Consider the following 15,112-nt stretch of genomic DNA (forward strand, 5'->3'; position numbering starts at 1 on the left):
ATGACCATGAACATGCCCATTCCAGAGATCAAGGCCCAACCAGACGCAGCAGCCCAGACGCGGCTGGCCGCGCTGTGGCGGCCGGCATTGCTGCAGGCGTTCCTCAAGCTCGATCCGCGTCAGCTCAAGCGCTCACCTGTCATGCTGGTGGTGGCCATCACGGCCGTACTGACCACCGTGCTGTGCCTGACCCCAGCCAATGGCGTCACCCCAGGCGTTGCGGTGCAGATCGCCGCCTGGCTGTGGTTCACCGTGCTGTTTGCCAACTTCGCCGAGGCCCTGGCCGAAGGCCGGGGTAAAGCCCGTGCCGACAGCCTCAAAGCCGGCAGCCAGGGGCTCTCGGCCAGGCGGCGCAACCCGGATGGCAGCTTCGACAACGTCCCGGCCGCGTCCCTGCGCAAGGGTGATGTCGTCCGGGTGGAGGCTGGGGAGATGATCCCCGCCGACGCCGAGGTGATAGAAGGCATCGCTGCCGTCAACGAGGCAGCCATCACCGGGGAATCCGCGCCCGTCATTCGCGAGTCAGGCGGCGATCGTTCGGCGGTGACCGGCAACACCCGTCTGGTGTCGGACTGGCTGCTGATCCGCATCGCCAGCAACCCCGGTGACTCTACCCTGGACCGCATGATCGCCCTGGTCGAGGGCGCGCGCCGGCAAAAAACGCCCAACGAGATCGCCCTGGACATGCTGTTGATCGGCCTGACCCTGGTGTTTCTGATCGTGGTGGTGACCCTGCAACCCTTTGCTCACTTCGCTGGGGGCAGCTTGCCGCTGATCTTCCTGGCCGCGTTGCTCGTCACACTCATTCCCACCACCATCGGCGGCCTGCTCTCGGCCATCGGCATCGCCGGCATGGACCGCCTTGTGCGCCTCAATGTCATCGCCCGTTCAGGGCGCGCCGTGGAAGCCGCAGGCGATGTGCACACCTTGATGCTGGACAAGACCGGTACCATCACTTTCGGTAACCGCCGCTGCAGCGCACTGTACGCTGCGCCCGGGGTGACGGCCCGTGAGCTGGGGGAGGGGGCTTTGCTGGCTTCGCTGGCCGACGACACGGCAGAGGGCAAGTCGATCGTCGAGTACCTGCATCAGCTTCATGATTTCGTCGAACCGCCGGCCGGGCACTACCAACCGGTGGCCTTCACTGCCCAGACACGCCTGTCTGGTATCGACCTGGGGGCACATCGTTATCGAAAAGGCGCCGTCGATGCGCTCCTTGCCTTCGTCGATATGCCGCGCGCGGACATGCCGCCAGCCCTTGCCCGTGAGGTAGAGCGCATCGCCCAGTCAGGCGGTACGCCGCTGCTGGTCTGCGTCGACAAGCGCCTGTTGGGCGTGATTCACCTCAAGGATGTGGTCAAGCCTGGCATTCGCGAACGCTTTGCCGAACTGCGCAAACTGGGCATCAGGACCGTGATGGTCACTGGCGACAACCCGCTCACGGCAGCCGCGATCGCGGCCGAAGCAGGCGTGGACGATGTGCTGGCCGAGGCTACACCGGAGAAAAAACTGGCGCGCATTCGCCAGGAGCAGCAAGACGGGCGCCTGGTGGCCATGTGCGGCGATGGTGCCAACGACGCGCCAGCCCTGGCCCAGGCGGATGTGGGCATGGCCATGAACGATGGTACCCAGGCTGCCCGTGAGGCGGCCAACATGGTCGATCTGGACAGTGATCCGACCAAGCTGCTGGACGTGGTGCACGTTGGCAAGGCGCTGCTCGTCACCCGTGGGGCGCTGACCACCTTTTCCATCGCCAACGACGTGGCCAAGTATTTCGCCATATTGCCAGCCTTGTTTGCGGTGATTTACCCGCAGCTGGGCGTGCTCAACGTCATGCAGCTGGCAAGCCCGCAGAGCGCCATCCTGTCTGCCATCGTGTTCAACGCACTGATCATCGTCGTGCTCATTCCGTTGGCCCTGCGTGGGGTGCAGATCAAGGCTGCCAGCGCTGCGCAGCTGCTCAGGCGCAACCTGCTGATCTACGGACTGGGCGGCATCATCGTACCGTTTGCCGGCATCAAGGTCATCGACCTGTTGCTCAACGCTTTGCACCTGGTCTGAGGAGGCCATCATGACTGCATACCTACGCCCGGCCCTGAGTCTGCTCCTGTCGATGACCTTTCTGACAGGTGCGCTGTACCCCTTGGCAGTCACGGGTATTGCCCAGGTGGCGTTCCCCTACCAGGCCAATGGCAGCCTGGTGCAAGACGAGCAGGGGCGTGTGCGCGGCTCTGCCTTGATCGCCCAGCGCTTCGAGGGTGACGGTTGGTTTCATTCCCGTCCTTCGGCAGGTGATTTCGCGACCGTGGCCAGCAGCGCGAGCAACCTTGCCCCTGGCAATCCCGCGTTGATGCAGCGTGTCCAGGCACAGGCGGGTGCGTTGTACCAGGCAGGGCAAGGGCCGGTCCCCTTGGCCTTGGTCACGACCTCGGGCAGTGGGCTGGATCCACACTTGCCGCCGCAGGCCGTGGCGTATCAATTGCCACGGGTAGCTGCCGCCCGGCATCTACCCGTCGAACGCTTGCAGAGTCTGCTCGAAGCCGCCACGCTGCGCCCATTGGTGGGCCCTGCGGTGGTCAACGTCCTGGCCCTTAACCAGGCGCTGGAAAAGACGAGCCGTTCGGGCCAGGGCCTGTGACCCTTGCTGTGAAGGAAATCCCATGAGTGACTCCGACCGCGCCGATGCGCTGCTGGCGACTTTCCCCCAGCCAGGGCGAGGCCGGCTGAAGGTGTTTCTTGGCGCCGCGCCCGGTGTCGGCAAGACCTTTGCCATGCTCACCCACGCCCATGCCCAACAGCGCATGGGCCGCCCGGTACTGGTAGGCGTGGTCGAAACCCATGGCCGTGCCGAAACCGAGGCCCTGTTGGCAGGCTTGCGCCAGCGACCGATGCTACGCACCCGTTACCGGGGCGTGACCTTGCACGAAATGGACCTGGATGGGGTGCTCGGTACCCCGGGCAGCCTGGTGCTGGTGGACGAGTTGGCCCACAGCAACGCACCGGGCAGCCGCCACGCCAAGCGCTGGCAGGATGTGCAGGAACTGCTGGCCGCCGGCATCGACGTCTACACCACGGTCAATGTCCAGCACCTGGAGAGCCTCAACGACAAGGTGCGTGATATCACCGGTGTCCTGGTGCGTGAAACGGTGCCGGACTGGGTGGTGCACGAAGCGTTCGACCTGTTGCTGGTGGACTTGCCCCCGCGCGACCTGCTCGAACGCTTGCGCGAAGGCAAGGTGTATGTGCCTGAGCAAGCGCGCGCAGCCATCGACGCATTCTTTTCCCAGCGCAACCTCAGCGCGCTGCGCGAACTGGCCATGCAGGCCGCTGCCGCCCAGGTCGATGCCGATGCGGCCCAGGGCTATCGCCAAGGCGGCGCTGCAGCGCCAGCGCTGCGTGGGCGCTTGCTGGTCGGTGTGGATGGCGATGACCAGGCCGAGCGCTTGGTGCGTCATGCCAGCCGCGTGGCGCAGCGCCGGCACCTACCCTGGAGCCTGGTCCACGTGGACAACGGTCGCCTGCGCGACGAGAGCGGGCGCCAGCGGTTACAGGCCGCCCAGCAACTGGCCGAGCGCCTGGGTGGGGACGTGGTCGTGCTGCGCGCCGCGGAGGTGGCCCGTACACTGATCGAGCATGCCCGAGAGCGGCGTGCCAGCGTGGTACTGGTCGGACAGTCCCGAGACCGGTGGCGCCGCCGCCTGTTCGGCGCTGGTGTCGCTGCACGGCTGTTGCGGGCCAGTCAGGGTCTGGAGGTCAATGTGCTCGATCGCGACGTCCTGCGCTCGGCACCCAAGCCAACGGCCCGGTATGCGTGGGTGTGGCGACATTACCTGCTGGCGCTGGCAGCGACCGCTCTGGCGGCGGGCCTGGCCTGGGCAGTGGCCAGCGTGCTGGCATTGCCCAACATTTCCCTGGTGTTTCTGGCAGCGGTCCTGCTGGTGGCGGTGCGCACCAGCCTTGGCCCCGCCCTGGCCTGTGCGCTGCTTTCATTCCTGGCGTACGATTTTCTGTTCATTCCGCCCAACTTTTCCCTGAGTATCCAGCGCGAAGAGGACGTGCTGACCCTGGTGTTCTTCCTGCTGATGGCCGCGCTCACGGGTAACCTGGCCGCGCGCCAGCGCAGCCAGTTGCAGGCCCTGCGTGAAACCCAGGCGCAAACCATCCAGTTGTTGGACCTGTCTCGACGCCTGACCGGGGCCACGGACCGTCAGGCGGTGCTGGAGGTTGCGCACCAGCACCTCGATGGTCGGCTTGGCTGGCAGGTCTGCATCCTGCAGCGCGACGAGCATGGCCAACTGCACATAGCCAGCGGCGGTCCCATTGCTTTCACCGATAACGAGCGCGCCGCGGCCCAGTGGGCCTGGCAGCACGACCAGGCGGCCGGGCGCAGCAGCGACACCCTGCCCGAAGGGCGTTGGTGGTGGTGGCCCTTGACCGTGGACAGCCAGCCTCTGGCCTTGATGGGTGTGTCTGAGCGCCCAGGCCAGGCACTCAGTGGCCCCGACCGGCGATTGCTTCGTGGCTTGGCGCAGCCTGTGGCCCAAGCCCTGGCGCGGGCGCAGTTGTCCGAGCAGTTGGAGGCGGCGCGTCTGCACGGTGAGACCGAACAACTGCGCAGTGCGTTGCTGGCCTCCGTATCCCACGACTTGCGCACGCCGCTGACGTCCATGCGCGGCAGCATCGACAGTTTGCTGGCGTTGGGCGAGGCCCTTGCCGAGTCGGACCGGCGTGAGCTGCTCGAAGGCACCCGCGACGAAGCCGAGCGGCTGGACCGCTATATTCAGAACCTGCTGGACATGACCCGCCTGGGGCACGGCAGTCTCAAGCTGGCACGGGACTGGGTAGCGCCTGCCGACATCGTGGGCAGCGCGTTGCATCGACTGCGCGCCGTGCTGGCACCCCTGAACCTGGAAACTCAGGTGCCGGCCAACTTGCCGCTGCTGTTCGTGCATGCCGCGTTGATCGAGCAGGCCCTGGTCAACGTGCTCGAGAATGCCGCGCGGTTTTCGCCTGCTCAGGGGCGGCTGCGCGTCGAAGTGACGGCGCGCGACCAGCAACTGCACATCGCCGTCAGCGATGAAGGCCCTGGCATTGCCCTGGCAGATCGGGACAAGGTCTTCGACATGTTCTACACCGCTGCCCGCGGTGATCGCGGTGGTCAGGGCACCGGCCTGGGCTTGGCGATCTGCCAGGGGATGATCGGGGCACATGGCGGTCAGGTCAGGGTTGGCGAGGGCATCGATGGCGTTGGCACCTGCATGACTTTATGCTTGCCGCTGCCTACCCAACCGGACACCGGAAGCGACCTGCCATGAGCCAGACCGCCACTTTGCTGGTCATCGATGATGAGCCCCAGATCCGCAAATTCCTGCGCATCAGCCTGGCTTCCCAGGGTTATAAAGTCCTAGAAGCGGAGAACGGCACCCAGGGGCTGGCGCAGGCGGCCTTGGGTAAGCCTGACCTGGTGGTCCTGGACCTGGGCCTGCCGGACATGGACGGGCAGCAGGTGCTGCGCGAACTGCGCCAGTGGAGCACGGTGCCGGTGGTGGTCTTGTCGGTACGCGCCAGCGAAGCGCAGAAGGTCGACGCCTTGGACAGCGGCGCCAACGACTATGTGACCAAGCCGTTTGGCATTCAGGAGTTTCTCGCACGTATTCGTGCGCTGCTCAGGCAGATACCGCAGACGGGCGGTGCCCCAGCCTGCCTCAGCATTGGGCCGCTGACCGTCGATCTTGCCTTGCGACGCGTGACCCTGGATGAGGCCGAAGTGACCTTGACCCGCAAGGAATATGCACTGTTGGCGCATCTTGCAAGCCATCCGGGGCGCGTCATCACTCAGCAGCAACTGCTCAAGGACATCTGGGGGCCAACCCATGTGGGTGACACGCATTATTTGCGCATCGTGGTCGGGCACCTGCGGCAAAAGCTTGGCGACGACCCAATGGCGCCGCGCTTCATTGCCACCGAGGCAGGGGTAGGGTACCGGTTGCTCGCCCCGGTGCAGTGACCGGCCTGGCTCAGGCTCTGGGCGGGTCCTTCTCGAACAGCGTGCGGACGCTGTCCAGGTAGTGCCGTGCGCCCAGGCCCAAGGGTCTGGATTTGATCCAGATGATGTCCACCCACAGGCGCAGGCGGCTGGCCATATTGTCCATGCGCACCTCTGCCAGTGCGCCTGACGCGATGAGCGGCTCTACCAGGGGCTGTGGCAAATAAGCCCAGCCAAGGCCTGATTGCACCAGGTCCAGTGTGGCCAGGTAGCTGTCGGTCAGCCAGATGCGTCGGGACAGCACCATGCGCGGGTCAGAGCCGGTGGGGTTGCCGGAGGCGACGATGATCTGCCGCTGTTCGGCGAAGGCTTCTTCGGGCAGGGGCATGGCACCCTGCACGCCGGCAGGGTGACGCGGGGAGGCGACGGCCACCAGTAGCTGACTGCCGGCTTCGAGAAACGACTCGCGCTCATCGATACCCGGGCGTTCGAAGACCAGTGCCAGTTGCACGGTGCCGTCGTGCAGCAAGCGGATGGCCTCGCGCTGGCTGGCCGAGCGCACCTCCACTTCCAGGCCGGGAAAGGCCTGCGCCAAGGCGTGTAGGGGTTGGCTCCAGGGCCCGGTTTGCAGTTCGGGTGCCATGGCGAGGGTCAGGCGCTTTTCCAAGCCTTGGTGCAGTTGCAGGGCCTGGGCATCGAGCAGGTTCAGCTGGCAGATCACTTGCCTGGCTTGCGGCTCCAGCGCCAGTGCTGCGCTGGTGGGCAAGGCTTTGCGGGTGGTGCGGTCGAACAGCGGCAGGTCCAGTTCTGCCTCCAGTTGCGCGATGGCCATGCTTATTGCGGATGGCACCCGGCCTAGCTTGCGCGCTGCAGCGGAAAAGGACCCGGCCTCCAGCACGGCCAGGAAGATCGTAAGGGAGTCACTGGTGAAGGCCATGCGGGTGCCTGATGCTGAGCGGGGTGGGGGTCGAGGGTAATGCTGGGGCGGGGAGATTGCTACCGCCTTACGGGTCTTCGGGGTTCATCTATAAGATTCGTCCTGAAATGGGGCTGGAGCTTTAGCCCAAGATGCCGTTGCCGTTGCCGTTGCCGTTGCCGTTGCCGTTGCCGTTGCCGTTGCCGTTGCCGTTGCTTTGGCTTTGGCTTTTGCTTCTAAGCGCACGGTAGTCCAGGCAACACAGATCGCGACTTCAGGAGGCCGAGCGCAGGGCTTGCGGAGGGAGGTGACGGGCATGGATGCCCGTCAAGCGCTGGGCCCCAGGATGGGGCCTGCAGCGCGGTCCTCCCGGGAGCAAGCCCGGAGCGAGGGGACCCCGGAGCGTAGCGTAGGGGCCGGATGATAGGAGCAGGCGGTTTTTGCTTACTTTTTGACAAGACAAAAAGTGAGCCGCCGTAAGGGCGGAAGGGTGACTGTGCGCCACCCGCGCCAATGAATACCAACTCGATATATGTGCCAACGCTTTGAAGTTTGAAGTTTGAAGTTTGAAGTTTGAAGTTTGAAGTTTGAAGTTTGAAGTTTGATTGGGTTGGTGTGGGTGTTGATAGAGAGCATAGTCCATTTGCGATGGCGACGCTTAATCACCTTTTCGCCCTTACGGCGAGTCACTTTTTGTCAAACGCGACAAAAAGTAACCAAAAAACGCTGCGCTCCATTCATACGGCCCCTACGCTGCGCTTCGGGGTTCCCTCACTCCGGTCTTGCTCCCGGGAGGACCGCGCTGTAGGCCCCATCCTGGGGCCCAGCGCTTGACAGGCATCCATGCCTGTCACCTCCCTCCGCAAGACCTGCGTTCGGCCTTCTGAAGTCGCGAAGATCAAGATCAAGATCAAGATCAAGATCAAGATCAAGATCAACAGCAACAGCAACAGCAACAGCAAGATGATAGTTTGGCTGATGTATGAATCTCAGTGCTGTTGGTTGCTATTATTTGATTTTAAGTATTTGCGTCTGCTATGACTGGTTTTGTTACCAGAGCCTAAGGACTTCCCGTCGTGCATTGCTCTCGCCCCTATATACAGCCCGTGTGGGAGCGGCCTCGCCGGGGCGTCGGACCGGCCGCGATGGGTCGTGTAGCGACCCCAGTCGTCTCAAGAGGTTGCTCAAACACCGAAACTTCACACCCCCTGCGACAGCACCCGATCAATGCAGTCGACAAAATAATCCACACTCGCCCGCGTGGTGCACATCGGCGGTTTGATCTTCAGGATGTTCAGGTAATCGCCCGTCGGCTGCATGAAAATCCCCAGCTCGCGCAAGCGATCACACAGCACCCGGGTTTCCTCGGTCGCAGGTTCCAGCGTATCCCGGTCGCGCACCAGTTCCAGCCCCAGATAAAAGCCCGAACCATGCGCCGCGCCTGCCAATGGGTGCTTGTCGACCAGCGCTTGAAGCTGGGCCTTGAAATAGCGCCCGGTTTCGCGGGCATTGTCCCACAGGCCCTCCTGCTGCAACACATCCAGCACCGCCATGCCAATGCGGCAACTGACCGGGCTACCGCCGGCAGAGGAGAAGAAGTACCCCTCAGCCTCCAGCGCCTCGGCGATGTCGCGACGAGTGATCACTACCCCCAGCGGCTGGCCATTGCCCATACCCTTGGCCATGGTGATGATATCCGGCACCACGCCTTGCTCTTCGAAACCCCAGAAATGCTCTCCTAGACGGCCATAGCCCACCTGCACTTCGTCGGCGATGCACACCCCGCCGCGTGCACGCACCTTGGCATAGGCCGCTTGCAGGTAGCCCGGCGGTAAAGCGATGCCGCCGGCATTGCCATACACAGGCTCGCAGATGATCCCGGCCAGCTGGCGCCCGTTCGTATCGAGTTCGGCCAGGCGAGCATCGACGTCGCGCAGGTAGTCAGCGGCGCTGTCCGCGCCTCGGAAACGGCCGCGGAACGTGTTGGGGGCTTCTACCGGGTGCACCCAGGCGGGGCGAGTTTCCAGGGCCTGCGGGTTGTCGGCGATGGACGTGGAGATTGCATCCGTCGCCACCGACCAGCCATGGTAGGCCTCCAGCACGCTGAGCATGTCGCGGCCACCGCTGTAGGCCCATGCCAGGCGGATAGCCAGGTCATTGGCTTCGGTACCGCTGTTGACCATGAACACGCGGTCGAAACCGTCGGGCGCCAGGGCCAGCAGGCGTTCGGAAAATTCGGTGACGGCGGCGTAGTGAAAACGCGAATTGGTGTTGAGCAGCGACCACTGCCGGGCCGACTCGGCCGCCATGCGCGGATGACCGTGCCCCAGGACGGCCACGTTGTTGAGCATGTCCAGGTACGAGCGACCGTGCAGATCGATCAGGTAGTTGCGCCAGCCACGCTCGATCTGTGGTGGGTCGGCATAATAGTGCTTTTGCGACCGGGCAAAACTGGCCTCGCGCCGAGCCAGCAACGTGTGGGGATCTGGCAGGGCGTCGGCGTTGCAGTCCACACCCAGTAAGCCCGCAGGGGAAGGGCACAGGGCCAGCCATGCTGGCGCCTGGGAGGGCACCGCGAAGAATGGCGGTTCCAGGCTGCTGTCCAGGCACAGCTGAACGCTGAGCCTCTCGCCGCTTTTGCCCAATGCATCACCTTTTTGCAACCGTTGGCCGTCGACGGGGGCGTGGGCCAAGCCATCGATCCACAGGTTCCATGAGGGGGTGCGCAGATATCCGCTCTGTTCACCCACCGACCGCCATGTGCCGTCCTGCGGCGCCTGCACGACCGTGCCCGGTTCCAGTTTCAACTCCACGCCCAACGCACAGGTTGCCGGTTCTTCGCTACGATCGATGTGCGTCTGAGACAGGCGATACTGCCCATGCAACGTGCACGCTGGCGCTGACTGGGCTGCCAGCAGACGCTGGTCAAACCCTGGCACTTCCCAGTTGCCGGCGTCGCAGTGCACGCTCAGTACACCCAAGTCCAGGCGGGCGACAGGGCGGCCAGCCACGGTAGGGAGCAGCGGTGCGCAATCATCGAAGCTGGGTACACAAGACGCCAAGCCAGCTGCCTGCAAAATGGCGACTTCCATCAGTGCCAGCGGTGTCGCCTGCGCAGTCTCGAAAATCTGCCATTCGTGGGCGGCGTTATCGCGGATGTACTGGTTACCAGGGTCGATGGCCTGCTGTTGAGCACTACTGAGCACCAGCACAATTGCACGGTTGAGCACCAAGGGCCACAACGCGCGTAGTTCTGCCTCGGTCAGCGGATTGACCGCCTGATAGGCACTGACTGCGGCGAGCACCCTGAAGGGGTCGCCTTCGGCATGATGCAGCAGGGCTGCGCAGGTCACCGACAGGTCGGCAACGCGCCAGGTGCGAACCAAGTCGCCGAAATCGATGAGCCCCTGCAGTTGCCACTCGCGCTGCGCATCGCGAGCCCAGACGGTATTGTCATCGGTGATGTCCAGGTGCACGGCCTGGATGGGCAATTGCTCCATCAAGGGGGACAGGCGCAAGGCCGCGGCGCGTGCTGCCTCGCTCAGCCGTTCGCGTTGCCTGGGGTCGTCTACCTGTGATAGCAGGCGGTCAATCAATGCCGGGGCATGCCTGGGGTCCCACTGCAGCGTTCGCTCTAGACCCTCGTGGTCAAAATCGGCCAGGGCCCTGTCGACCTGCGCGCAGAGCGTGCCCATCGCCCTCATCACGGGGGCGGGAAGCCATCCGCATCGGGTCAGGGGTTGTCCTTGCAAGTACTCCAAAACCCGGACCCTCAGCACCTGCCCATCGATAGGCAGTGTCAGCAGGGTATCGCCATCCTTTGCGGCAAGCACCGAAGGCACCGGCAAGCCCCGGTCCCGCAGCACGCCCAGCGCAGCATGCTGGGCATGCAACTCGGGCTCGGCATAGCTGGCGTGACACGCCTTGAGCACGAACTGGGCCTGGCCAGTATCCATGAGCACATTCAGATCCTGCTGACTGCCAAGCGGCTGTATGTCACCCCGCAGGCCGTAATGCTCCCAAAGCATTGCAAGCGCCTGGGAGGGTGCCAGACAGGGCGCAGGCAGGCTCACACGTTCTGCGATGTGGCGAAGGGCGGTGGTAGCATCATGAAGGTGTGTAGGCATGGGGTCGTACCGGGTCATGAAGGGGACTGACGCCATTAATGCCCGTTCTGAGCGATGAAGAAAGACGATTGTCTTCAGTTTTTCTGACAACCCCACAAGCAGTGCGGCTACGCCGTGGAGCAACGGCCCGCGCATCGATCATGTACACCGAGAATTTCCTGTACAAGAAATACGATGCCTTAATGATGGCATCCTAGGGTGAGTCCTGGCCTCGCTCAATCACACTTATTAACCCCTTCTATAGGAACGACCACCGTATCTTCTAGTCGAAACGGCATCAGGGACGTGACGAACAGACTCCAGGCACTCCGTTGGACTGTGCCTTGGGGATGTACAAGTATTGACTGATTTGTCACACATAAGTGGTGACAAGACGCTGGTGCTGACGCACCCCACCCTCAGGTGACCCCTATGTTCAATCGGCAACTCAAAGCTACCTTGGCCGCCCGCGAAACCGAACTGGCCGCGCTTCGCCAGCGCCTCGACGTCTTGGAAAGCGGCGCATTCCTGCGCCTTGATGCACAACGTCGCGCCCTCGAATGCAGCTCGGCGTTCGCCACTGCCTTGGGCGTTTCGCCCGAAGAGGTGGTAGGGCAGCCACTCGGAAACTGGCTGGCCGCTCCGGCGCAGGAAAGCCAGGCGCTGCTGGAGGCCCTGTTGCGCTCCAGCGCCATCATCCAGTTCGACCTTGAGGGCAAGGTGGTGTCCGCCAACTCCAATTTCCTGACGGCGTTGGGTTACCGCCTGGACGAAGTGGTGGGACACCATCACCGCATGTTCTGCAGCCCTGATGAGGTCAAAGGCGAGGCCTATAGCAATTTTTGGCGCACGCTCAACGCAGGTCGCTACGTGACCGGGCGTTTCAAGCGCCTGGACCGCCACGGGCATGAGGTCTGGCTCGAGGCCAGCTATAACCCGGTCAGCGATGCCAGCGGCAAGCTGGTGAGGGTGGTCAAGTTCGCTTCCTTGGTGACCGACCAGGTGCAGCGTGAAGAGGCAGTCAAGCAAGCAGCGCAGGTGGCGCTTGAAGTGTCGCTGCAAACCGATGGCAGCGCCAGTGAAGGGGTCGTGGTCATGCAGGAAGTGGGGCAGTCCATGCAGGGGGTCGCGCGTCAACTGCAGTCGGCTGGCGATACCATCAGCGCGCTCGGCCAGCAATCGACGGTGATCAGCGCCATCGTCCAGACCATTGGCGCCATTGCATCGCAAACCAATCTGCTGGCGCTCAATGCGGCCATCGAGGCGGCGCGAGCAGGTGATCAGGGGCGTGGCTTTGCTGTGGTCGCCGACGAAGTACGCAAACTGGCCGGTCGCACCAGCGCAGCCACGGCGGAAATCGACGCGGTGGTGGCACGAAATCAGGCGTTGGTGACCCAGGCCGTGGGCGAAGTGCAAAGCAGCCGTGCTGAGGCTGCCAACGGCCTGCAGCTGGCTGACCATGCGGGGCATGTGATCAGCAGTATCCAGGAAGGTGCCAAGCGTGTGGTCGGCGCTGTCGAGCGGGTCAGCAAGGACCTGCGTTAGCATCCTGTAGGTTCGGGCGCAGGGGGCAGGCCAGGTCCAGGCGGTGTAGCAGGGATGCACGCAGTGCCTGCAGGTCGGCCATGCGCTGCTCGATGAGCGCCAGTTTATCGCGCAACAGTGCTTCAACGGCTTGTGCCGGCTCGGTTGCGCTCCACAACTGCTGCACGTTACTGCCAATTTCGCTGAGGCTGAACCCAAGGTGCTGCGCCGTACGGATGAAGGCGACCAGCTGTACGGTGTCATCGGCATAGTCCCGGTAACCGTTGGCCGAGCGCTGGGCCTTGATCAAACCCTTGGCCTCATAGAACCGCAGGGTATCGCGGCTGACCTCGCAGCAGGCGGCAAGTCGACCAATTCGCACGGCAATCTCCTTCTTGGGGTGCTTGACCCTGGAGCATACCCCAGGCTTTAGCCTGGGGCCTTCTTTACTTGAGCAAGGTGTTCGACGATGTGGAGCAAGCCCCACTACCGCAAGCTGGTGCGTATCAGTGGTTATTACGATTTGCTGATGACCATTGGTTTCGCGACCCCATGGACATTTGTCTGGTTGCACGGCTGGCTGGGTGATATGCACGCCTCCCTGGGGCTTCACGGTGAACTGCCGGTGTTCGAGCCGATGCACCTGTTGATGGCCAACCTCATGGGCTCGATCGTCTGCGTGTGGGCGTGGCTGCGCATACGTCATCCTCATGTGCGGTTCGGTCGTTATGATGCGGCCGGTCGCGTGCTGTTCAGTAGCTGGCAGCTGTATGCGCTGATGCACGGCGGCTCGGCGCTGATCTGGGGCATCTTGGTGATGGAGGTAGTGTGGGCGATCCTGCAACTGATGCCCGTCACCGGGCGCCGCCAGACGCTGTGTAGAACGCCCGCCGCCGCCTGACAGCGTGCCAACCCGATGCGCCCTGTGGATGAGCGCGTCGGGCCGGGACATGACTAACGCGCCGTGGGTGTCAGCGGCCCTCAGGCTGCAAGAACGCCGCCTCCAGCAGTTGCTGGGTGTAGGGGTGCTGCGGGTCCTGAAAGATGGCCTGAGCATCCCCTTGCTCGACCACATGACCTTGCTTGATCACCATCAGCTGATGGCTCAGGGCCTTGACCACCGCCAGGTCGTGACTGATGAACAAGTAGGTGAGGTTGTATTTTTGCTGCAGGTTGCGCAGCAGCTCAACCACCTGGCGCTGCACCGTCCGGTCCAGCGCGGAGGTGGGTTCGTCCAGCAGGATCAGCGCCGGCTTGAGCACCAGGGCCCTGGCGATCGCGATGCGCTGGCGCTGCCCGCCTGAGAACTCATGGGGGTAGCGATGGCGCGTCTGTGGGTCCAGCCCGACCTCCTGCAGTGCTGCGATGATGGCTGCTTCCTGTTCCTGGGCAGTCCCGATACGGTGGATGCGCAGGCCTTCGCCCACGATCTCGGCCACGCTCATGCGGGGGCTGAGGCTGCCGAACGGGTCCTGGAATACCACCTGCATTTCCCGGCGCAGCGGACGCACGGCTTGCTGGTTCAGCCCTTGCAGGTCTTTGCCGTGGAAGCGGATGCCGCCTTGGCTGCCGATCAAGCGCAGGATCGCCAGGCCCAGGGTCGACTTGCCTGAGCCCGACTCGCCCACAATGCCCAAGGTCTGCCCCTGGGGCAGGCTGAAATTGATACCGTCCACGGCTTTCACGTGGTCGACGGTGCTGCGCAGCAAGCCTTTCTTGATCGGGAACCACACTTTCAGGTCGTCCACCGCCAGCAGTGGCGAGCCGGGTGTGTTGTGAGCCGGCAAACCGCTGGGCTCGGCGTTGATCAGCATCTGCGTATACGGGTGCTGTGGGGCATCGAAAAGCGTGGCGCAGTCGGCTTGTTCGACGATCTGCCCCTGCTGCATCACGCACACCCGGTGCGCGATTCGCCGTACCAAATTCAGGTCGTGGCTGATCAACAACAGGGCCATGCCCAGGCGCGCCTGCAGCGCCTTGAGCAGGTCGAGCACCTTGAGCTGTACGGTCACGTCCAGCGCGGTGGTCGGTTCATCTGCAATCAGCAGTTCTGGCTCGTTGGCCAACGCCATGGCGATCATCACACGTTGGCGTTGGCCGCCCGAGAGCTCGTGGGGTAGCGCCTTGAGGCGCTTGCGCGGCTCTGGGATACCCACCATCTCCAGCAACTCAAGGGTGCGAGCGGTGGCCTGCTTGCCGGTCAGCCCCTTGTGGATGAGCAGGATCTCGTTGATCTGCTTTTCGATGCAGTGCAGCGGATTGAGCGAGGTCATCGGCTCCTGGAAAATCATTGCGATGCGGTCGCCGCGAATGCGCTGCATGCTCTTTTCGTTCTGCTGCAGCAAGTCCTTGCCTTGGTAGCGGATGGTGCCACTGGGATGACGCGCCAGGGGATAGGGCAGCAAGCGCAGGATCGAGTGGGCAGTCACCGACTTGCCCGAACCGCTTTCTCCGACGAGCGCCAGCGTTTCACCCTTGCGGATGTCGAAGCTGATGCCGTCGACCACCCGGTTGGTGTGCTCGCCACTCACGAACTCGACGGCCAGGTCGCGCACTTCGATCAGGTTTTCTTCGCTCATG

The 15,112-nt window shown here is 63.5% G+C and carries 10 protein-coding genes and 2 pseudogenes; 8 read left to right on the forward strand and 4 right to left on the reverse strand.

From position 1 onward, the window contains the following. Positions 1 to 6: 6 nt before the first annotated feature. From kdpB to FH041_RS02895, 4 genes are read left to right on the forward strand one after another with little or no spacing between them, the layout of a single operon-like run. The gene (gene kdpB, locus FH041_RS02880) at positions 7 to 2,061 is read left to right on the forward strand and encodes a potassium-transporting ATPase subunit KdpB (RefSeq protein ID WP_104926370.1); all 2,055 of its coding nucleotides are present in this window, start codon (positions 7 to 9) and stop codon (positions 2,059 to 2,061) included. 10 nt (positions 2,062 to 2,071) lie between these two features. Beyond that, positions 2,072 to 2,638 carry a potassium-transporting ATPase subunit KdpC gene (kdpC, locus tag FH041_RS02885; RefSeq protein WP_140174163.1) on the forward strand — a complete coding sequence of 189 codons (567 nt, stop codon included), beginning with the start codon at positions 2,072 to 2,074 and terminating at the stop codon, positions 2,636 to 2,638. A gap of 22 nt (positions 2,639 to 2,660) precedes the next feature. Further along, positions 2,661 to 5,315: a sensor histidine kinase KdpD gene (locus FH041_RS02890; protein WP_140174164.1), complete on the forward strand. Its 2,655-nt coding sequence runs from the start codon at positions 2,661 to 2,663 to the stop codon at positions 5,313 to 5,315. Then, positions 5,312 to 6,007 carry a response regulator gene (locus FH041_RS02895; RefSeq protein ID WP_088523622.1) on the forward strand — a complete coding sequence of 232 codons (696 nt, stop codon included), beginning with the start codon at positions 5,312 to 5,314 and terminating at the stop codon, positions 6,005 to 6,007. Before FH041_RS02890 ends, FH041_RS02895 begins: the two co-directional genes overlap by 4 nt. Positions 6,008 to 6,017: 10 nt before the next feature. Here the strand turns inward: FH041_RS02895 and FH041_RS02900 are convergent, their stop codons facing one another. Beyond that, a complete protein-coding gene (locus tag FH041_RS02900; RefSeq protein WP_027916270.1) occupies positions 6,018 to 6,923 on the reverse strand; it encodes a LysR family transcriptional regulator in 906 nt (301 codons plus the stop codon). A gap of 822 nt (positions 6,924 to 7,745) precedes the next feature. Between FH041_RS02900 and FH041_RS22880 the strand changes: the two genes are divergently transcribed. Then, complete coding sequence (locus FH041_RS22880) at positions 7,746 to 7,943, forward strand: hypothetical protein (protein ID WP_257225287.1); 198 nt, start codon at positions 7,746 to 7,748, stop codon at positions 7,941 to 7,943. Between the two features lie 158 nt (positions 7,944 to 8,101). On the opposite strand, the gene FH041_RS02910 is transcribed toward FH041_RS22880, so the two are convergent. Beyond that, positions 8,102 to 11,029 carry an aminotransferase gene (locus FH041_RS02910; RefSeq protein WP_059184148.1) on the reverse strand — a complete coding sequence of 976 codons (2,928 nt, stop codon included), beginning with the start codon at positions 11,027 to 11,029 and terminating at the stop codon, positions 8,102 to 8,104. 411 nt (positions 11,030 to 11,440) lie between these two features. Between FH041_RS02910 and FH041_RS23145 the strand changes: the two are divergent. Both FH041_RS23145 and FH041_RS23150 read left to right on the forward strand, forming a co-directional pair. Beyond that, positions 11,441 to 11,968, forward strand: a pseudogene (locus FH041_RS23145) (PAS domain S-box protein); the annotation flags it as partial. A gap of 153 nt (positions 11,969 to 12,121) precedes the next feature. Next, a pseudogene (locus FH041_RS23150) lies at positions 12,122 to 12,553 on the forward strand (methyl-accepting chemotaxis protein); the annotation flags it as partial. On the opposite strand, the gene FH041_RS02920 reads toward FH041_RS23150, so the two are convergent. Next, complete coding sequence (locus FH041_RS02920; RefSeq protein ID WP_027916267.1) at positions 12,534 to 12,914, reverse strand: MerR family DNA-binding protein; 381 nt, start codon at positions 12,912 to 12,914, stop codon at positions 12,534 to 12,536. The pseudogene FH041_RS23150 and the gene FH041_RS02920 overlap by 20 nt on opposite strands. Before the next feature lie 87 nt (positions 12,915 to 13,001). Here FH041_RS02920 and FH041_RS02925 point away from each other — a divergent pair, with 87 nt between their 5' ends. Further along, on the forward strand, positions 13,002 to 13,433 hold the full coding sequence (locus FH041_RS02925; RefSeq protein WP_027916266.1) for a hypothetical protein: 432 nt from the start codon (positions 13,002 to 13,004) through the stop codon (positions 13,431 to 13,433). A gap of 70 nt (positions 13,434 to 13,503) precedes the next feature. On the opposite strand, the gene FH041_RS02930 is transcribed toward FH041_RS02925, so the two are convergent. After that, positions 13,504 to 15,111, reverse strand: coding sequence for an ABC transporter ATP-binding protein (locus FH041_RS02930; protein WP_049695687.1), 1,608 nt, complete (start codon positions 15,109 to 15,111; stop codon positions 13,504 to 13,506). Position 15,112: the final 1 nt, after the last annotated feature.

Origin of the sequence: Pseudomonas sp. SWI7, assembly GCF_006351945.1 — a bacterium.
Taxonomy (GTDB): Bacteria; Pseudomonadota; Gammaproteobacteria; order Pseudomonadales; family Pseudomonadaceae; genus Aquipseudomonas; species Aquipseudomonas fulva.

Excerpts from the sequence above, each read along its gene's own strand:
- kdpB (WP_104926370.1), top strand. The coding sequence starts at position 7 with ATGAACATGCCCATTCCAGAGATCAAGGCCCAACCAGACGCAGCAGCC.
- FH041_RS02925 (WP_027916266.1), top strand. The coding sequence starts at position 13,002 with ATGTGGAGCAAGCCCCACTACCGCAAGCTGGTGCGTATCAGTGGTTAT.
- kdpC (WP_140174163.1), top strand. The coding sequence starts at position 2,072 with ATGACTGCATACCTACGCCCGGCCCTGAGTCTGCTCCTGTCGATGACC.
- FH041_RS02890 (WP_140174164.1), top strand. The coding sequence starts at position 2,661 with ATGAGTGACTCCGACCGCGCCGATGCGCTGCTGGCGACTTTCCCCCAG.
- FH041_RS02930 (WP_049695687.1), bottom strand. The coding sequence starts at position 15,111 with ATGAGCGAAGAAAACCTGATCGAAGTGCGCGACCTGGCCGTCGAGTTC.
- FH041_RS02910 (WP_059184148.1), bottom strand. The coding sequence starts at position 11,029 with ATGCCTACACACCTTCATGATGCTACCACCGCCCTTCGCCACATCGCA.
- FH041_RS02895 (WP_088523622.1), top strand. The coding sequence starts at position 5,312 with ATGAGCCAGACCGCCACTTTGCTGGTCATCGATGATGAGCCCCAGATC.
- FH041_RS22880 (WP_257225287.1), top strand. The coding sequence starts at position 7,746 with ATGCCTGTCACCTCCCTCCGCAAGACCTGCGTTCGGCCTTCTGAAGTC.
- FH041_RS02900 (WP_027916270.1), bottom strand. The coding sequence starts at position 6,923 with ATGGCCTTCACCAGTGACTCCCTTACGATCTTCCTGGCCGTGCTGGAG.